Source organism: Siminovitchia fortis (genome assembly GCF_007681465.1).
GTDB classification, from domain to species: domain Bacteria; phylum Bacillota; class Bacilli; order Bacillales; family Bacillaceae_C; genus Siminovitchia; species Siminovitchia fortis.
The window spans coordinates 1-5,247 of sequence record NZ_VEKZ01000101.1 but is presented as its reverse complement, the minus strand read 5'-3'; the positions used below and the strand labels follow the sequence as shown (position 1 = coordinate 5,247).

Here is a 5,247-nt window from a genome sequence, read left to right as displayed (position 1 = left end):
TCAGGTTTTTCACCGGAGTTAATTTGAAATTAGGTGTCTGAAATAATGTGCTAGTTTACACTAATGAAGACATAATCTATCCTTCTAACTCTAGCGGAGGCAGACTGTTTACTAAGTCAATGGTTTGGATTGAAACGTTTATGACCCTTAATAATAAATTAAAGATATACTTTTCATCATTTGAGTAAAGGTTTGGATCATCTACAATACCTGAATTTTTGTCTGTTTTCACCTGATACTGCTCCATAATCCAATCAATCGCAGAACGCCCATTCACTATATATTCATAAGCCTCTTCTGGAATATTCGAAATCGTTATATCACTGTTATATATTATAGTATCCCGTTTATTTTTCTTAGGATACCTCATCTTCGTAACTTTCAGTGAAGGATTTGCGCTATAGTTGATTTTAACCTCCGAATATGGTGGCACCTCTTCGTAATTAAGATGTAAATCCGTAAGAATATGACCAATCCGTATAAACTCTTTGTAGTTTTTTGAAAAAGGTATAGTGGGCAATCCTTTCATTAACTCATTTTTATTATCTTGAATATATTCTTTGGAGTGTAATAGTCCATAGATATAAGAAAACACATCTTCATTCGATAATTCTATCCCGTATTTTTCATTCCAAATCTCAATGTAGTCCCGACTAATTGCACTCGAAGTTGTATTTCCAAAAAGATCGTCTGCACCTTCGTTATAAATGCATAGGGGAAATGCTTGTGAGCCTCCTGTAAATAAATTCAAATCCGAAACTTTATTTGTAGCCAAACAAGAAAATTCTTTCGTCCCTGCTTTTCCAGGTAACAAAATTACTTTATTTTTGGAATGAGGATTTGGGAAAATTTTCGGCATCGTGTATTGCCTATCTAATAAGGAACTTTCAAAATACAGTTTCTTTTTCGTAAATGGCCTATAGAGACACGTGTATATCCTGTCATTTTTATAATCTAATTTCTTATGATTGTTAAATCTGGTAATTAGATTACTTGTCCATTTGATTTTTTTAGGAGAAACTAACTTTTCTTGAGGTAGATTTGTTTCTAAGCCTACATTATAGTTATCAATCATATACTTCATGTTAGTGACTAGGTTACTTTGAGAGAAATTATATGACCACGAGTCCCTACCTGTTTTAATCCCCCCGGAATATTCTATAAAGATTTTATCTTTAGTTGACTTTTTCTTGTCTCCTATCCTAACCGAAGGAGCACTGCTAGTAATACGCTGATTAATCCAATCACTGTGTTCGTTAGGAATAATCTGAGTGAAGTCTAAAGTAGATAGAGAATTCCATGTACTGATTGTCTCTAACTTTGCAGCTCTGCTTAAATAATCATCAATTTCTTTATAGTGAATATCACAGGTAGTCTTTTCACTGTTTCTAACCATAATGATTATCGCAATAGTTGCTTTAGATCCTTCACCGAAAACTCCACCCCCTTCTTTTTTTCTTTGTTCACCTGAAGTTCTCGCATTTCCTCTTAGATTAATTACATAGATATCACTAAACTCTCTATAAAGTGAATAACGAATACCATCAGTTGCAGAACCATCTATGAAAGAACCGTTACTGACAAAAGCTATTACCCCGTTATCGCCTATTCTATCTGAAGACCATCTAAATGCCCGTGCATAAGAATCATACAAAACTTGCTTATTCGTAGCAACGGAATGTGATACATAAGTCTTTTCTATTGAGCGATCCAGTTCTGGATATTTGAGGTTTTGAATATTGTCATTATTGCTGCGCTGTTTTGATGAGTATGGAGGGTTTCCAATAATAGCAAAAATAGGTTTCTTTTGCTGTTTCTTTAAACGCTCATTATTTTCATTAAATAGTTCGTTCGCAAAAGGGTCTTTTGGCTCTCTGCTGTCAAAGGTATCTGTTAAGACAATACCATTAAACGGGACATACTCTCCACCTTGCAAACTATGAAAAGTTTCTTCTATGTTAATGGCTGCTATATAGTAACTTAACAATATTATTTCATTGGCATGTATCTCCTGAGTGTATTTTCTAACTAAATCTTCCTTTTGAAGCAACCCACTTTGCAATAACCGAGTAATGAAGGTACCTGTACCTGTAAAAGGATCTAGTATGTGAACTCCCTCACTCGCCAATGACTTTCCAAAATGCTTCTTCAACACATCATCCACAGAGTGAATGATAAAATCTACTATTTCGACTGGTGTAAAAACAACCCCTAATCGCTGTGTCGTTTCATTGAATCCAACTTTAAAAAACTTATCATATAATTGAATTATGATTTCTTGTTTCGCTTTTAAATTGTCAATTCCCTCTGCACGTATGCGTACACTGTCATAGAAAGAATTTAATCGTTCTTGTTCCTTTATTAATCCTTTATCATCTAAAATTTCTAAAATAGACTCCATTGATTTAGAGACTGGATTATTGTTCACAAAGCTATATGATTCAAATAATGCTTCAAATACTGGCTTTGTAATTAAATGCTGGGCTAACATTTCAATTGCCTGCGTCTCTGTGATCGAATCATTGATATTATAGCGCAAGCTTTTTAGGAATTTTTGGAACTCTGTATAGGCTTGGCTATTTGTATCTTCTAGCATTACTCGAATTCGCAACATATGCTGTTGAGCAATTTCAGCTACATCTTTTGACCAATCTTCCCAATAACGTACATTTCCAACCTTACGAACAATTTTACCGTAAATGGCACGCTCTAAGTCTGTTAAATCTTCTTCTGTCAGCATCATTTCTAATTGATGTGATATAGGTTTTAATTCTCCATCTTCTGGAGCATTACCTATACCAATAATTTGAATCTGATCAGGTTTTTTCTTATTTAATTCAAGTTTATTAATCGTTGCATCAAAACGCTCATCCAATGAACGAAGGGCATTCAATACTTCCCATACAACACGATATTTATCGTTATTATCAAGGACACTGTTCGCATCATTTCCAGCAGGTACACCAATCGGTAAAATTACATATCCATAATCTTTACCTGGAGATTTACGCATAACACGACCTACAGCTTGAGCAATATCAATTTTTGATTTACGTGGTTTTAGGAACATAATGGCATCTAAGTCCGGTACATCTACCCCTTCTGTTAAAAAACGAGCATTGGATAAAATCCGACAAGTATTGTTCGGAACATCATCTTTCAACCAAGATATCTTTTTGTTCTTTTCGAGCGCATTCATTGAACCATCCGCATGGTCAATTTCAATGTCATATTGATGTTCATCGTCAGGGTTTTGATTTAAATATTGGTCAACAACGTGTGAAAACATATCTTTAATTAATTTTGATTCACGTATTGTACCCGTAAAGGCTATGGCACGTTTCATTGGCGCCCCAAGAGCTTCATCTGAATCACTTTTTCTCCGTACTAGCCCATTCCAGCAACCAATAATCTTCGTAATATCATCAAATTCTAGTTCCGAATCTTTATTTGCTAGCATCTGCTGAAAGCGGCGAGCAACCATTTCTTCGTCAACGGCCAATACCATTACTCTATAGTCCGTTAAAATACCTTTACGAATTGCGTCACCGAACCCAATACGATAAAACTCCTCGCCGTATAACTCAGGATCATCCATATCGGCTATGACAACTGACATTTCTTCAGCTTTTTGTTTGGCAACATCACCATAGACACGGGGTGTAGCCGTTTGATATAAGCGTTTTGCTGTTTTGATATTTTCGTCATAATGCACTTTTGTAAAGCTGCTATCTTCTTTACCGAATTCTGTTGCACCTGTTGTACGATGGGCTTCATCGCAAACAACTAAGTCAAACTCATAAAAGCCATTCTTTTGTGCTTCGATAATTACATCAATTGACTGGTATGTTGAGAAAACCGTTAGGAAATCTCCCTTTTCTTGATTTGTTTCAATTTGTTCCTGATATTCCAAAAGCTTTTCTGCACTAGTTGTCGCTGGATAACCAATATCAGCCACTGTAATATCTTCAAACTCATTGTTACTTTCTTGTTTCGTTACTTTTCGATCTGAACAAACGGCTATAGCGTCCATATTGTAATTCGTATCAGAAGTCCAACCTCGTAATGTTTGAGAAAGTAATTGAATGCTTGGTACTAAATACAGAACTCTAAAGACACCTTGCTTTTTCTTGGCTAATTCCTCCGCAATCGCCATAGACGTATAGGTTTTTCCTGTTCCAGGAGCCATAATTAACTTTCCACGATCTATTGTTTCAAAGCCTTTTACAACAGCTACAATAGCGGGTACTTGGTGAGGACGAGGTGTTTTCTTGCTTTGTATTTTTACCTTTTCGGGGGCATTAAATTTGAATTCTGACCAATCAATCGTACTATCTTTTAATTGTGTTAATGAAATGCGAGTAATTACCTTATCACGGCCCGCCAATGCACCCTCTGCATTTTTCCCCCACCGATCAGTAGATGTAATGATAATTCCTCTTGAATAATATTTCTTACCAACTTCATTTAAGAAAGAGTCAATATGTAACTTTTGAATAGTGGTATCCTCTGTGTAATATTTACATTGGATTGCAACTAGATTCCCAGTTTCACGTTCCCTAGCAACTAAATCAACGCCTGTATCATTTTTTGGTATTTCATATACTTCTGGCACTTCATTCAATTTCCAAATCTCATCAAATAAGCGCACATACATAGGCTCATTTTTAAAATATGTACGTGACAATAACTCAAACATTGTTCCTCTATCACGCTGTGTACGATACGGCGCATCCATTTCTTTAACTAATGAAATGAAGCTTTTTGAACTTTTCACTTCTGTACTCATTTGGTTCACCTTACTTTTATTTTAAATTAGCATTCTTTAACCGATTCAATTATTTAACCCTTTAATTATATCATTAAGACTACTTAACAAAAGGAACCAGAAAGTGTCAGTATTGATGTGCAATTGGTGTCCCTTTCTTTTATGTAGACCGTCACCTTATTTTAATTCACCCAAATCGAAGTGGTAGTTGGTTCCGAACGAGCCAAGAGATGCCCCTCATACTTTAAAACTGATTCCACTGCAAATCATCTTTATCATTCTTTCATTTCAAACATCGTTGTTTATTCGGCACCCGCACGTCGATTCCAAGATTAATACCGGTACAATAAACGGTTGTGACAATACCCTACAATTGTATAAAGATAAAAAAAGAAAGACCATCGTTTTAAATTTCTACCTGAATCCGTGACGTAGTTTGTTAAAAGCTTGAAAAGCAGGCTGATTTTACCCATTTTCAG

Annotated in this window: 1 protein-coding gene; it reads right to left on the bottom strand. The window is 35.4% G+C overall.

The window, feature by feature from the left end:
- Positions 1 to 76: 76 nt before the first annotated feature.
- Positions 77 to 4,789 (bottom strand): DEAD/DEAH box helicase, encoded by a 4,713-nt coding sequence (locus tag FS666_RS18760; RefSeq protein ID WP_144463727.1) that lies wholly within the window; start codon positions 4,787 to 4,789, stop codon positions 77 to 79.
- Between the last annotated feature and the right edge of the window lie 458 nt (positions 4,790 to 5,247).

Bases quoted from the DNA above. Each gene is read 5' to 3' on its own strand.
- FS666_RS18760 (WP_144463727.1), bottom strand. From the start codon at position 4,789: ATGAGTACAGAAGTGAAAAGTTCAAAAAGCTTCATTTCATTAGTTAAA.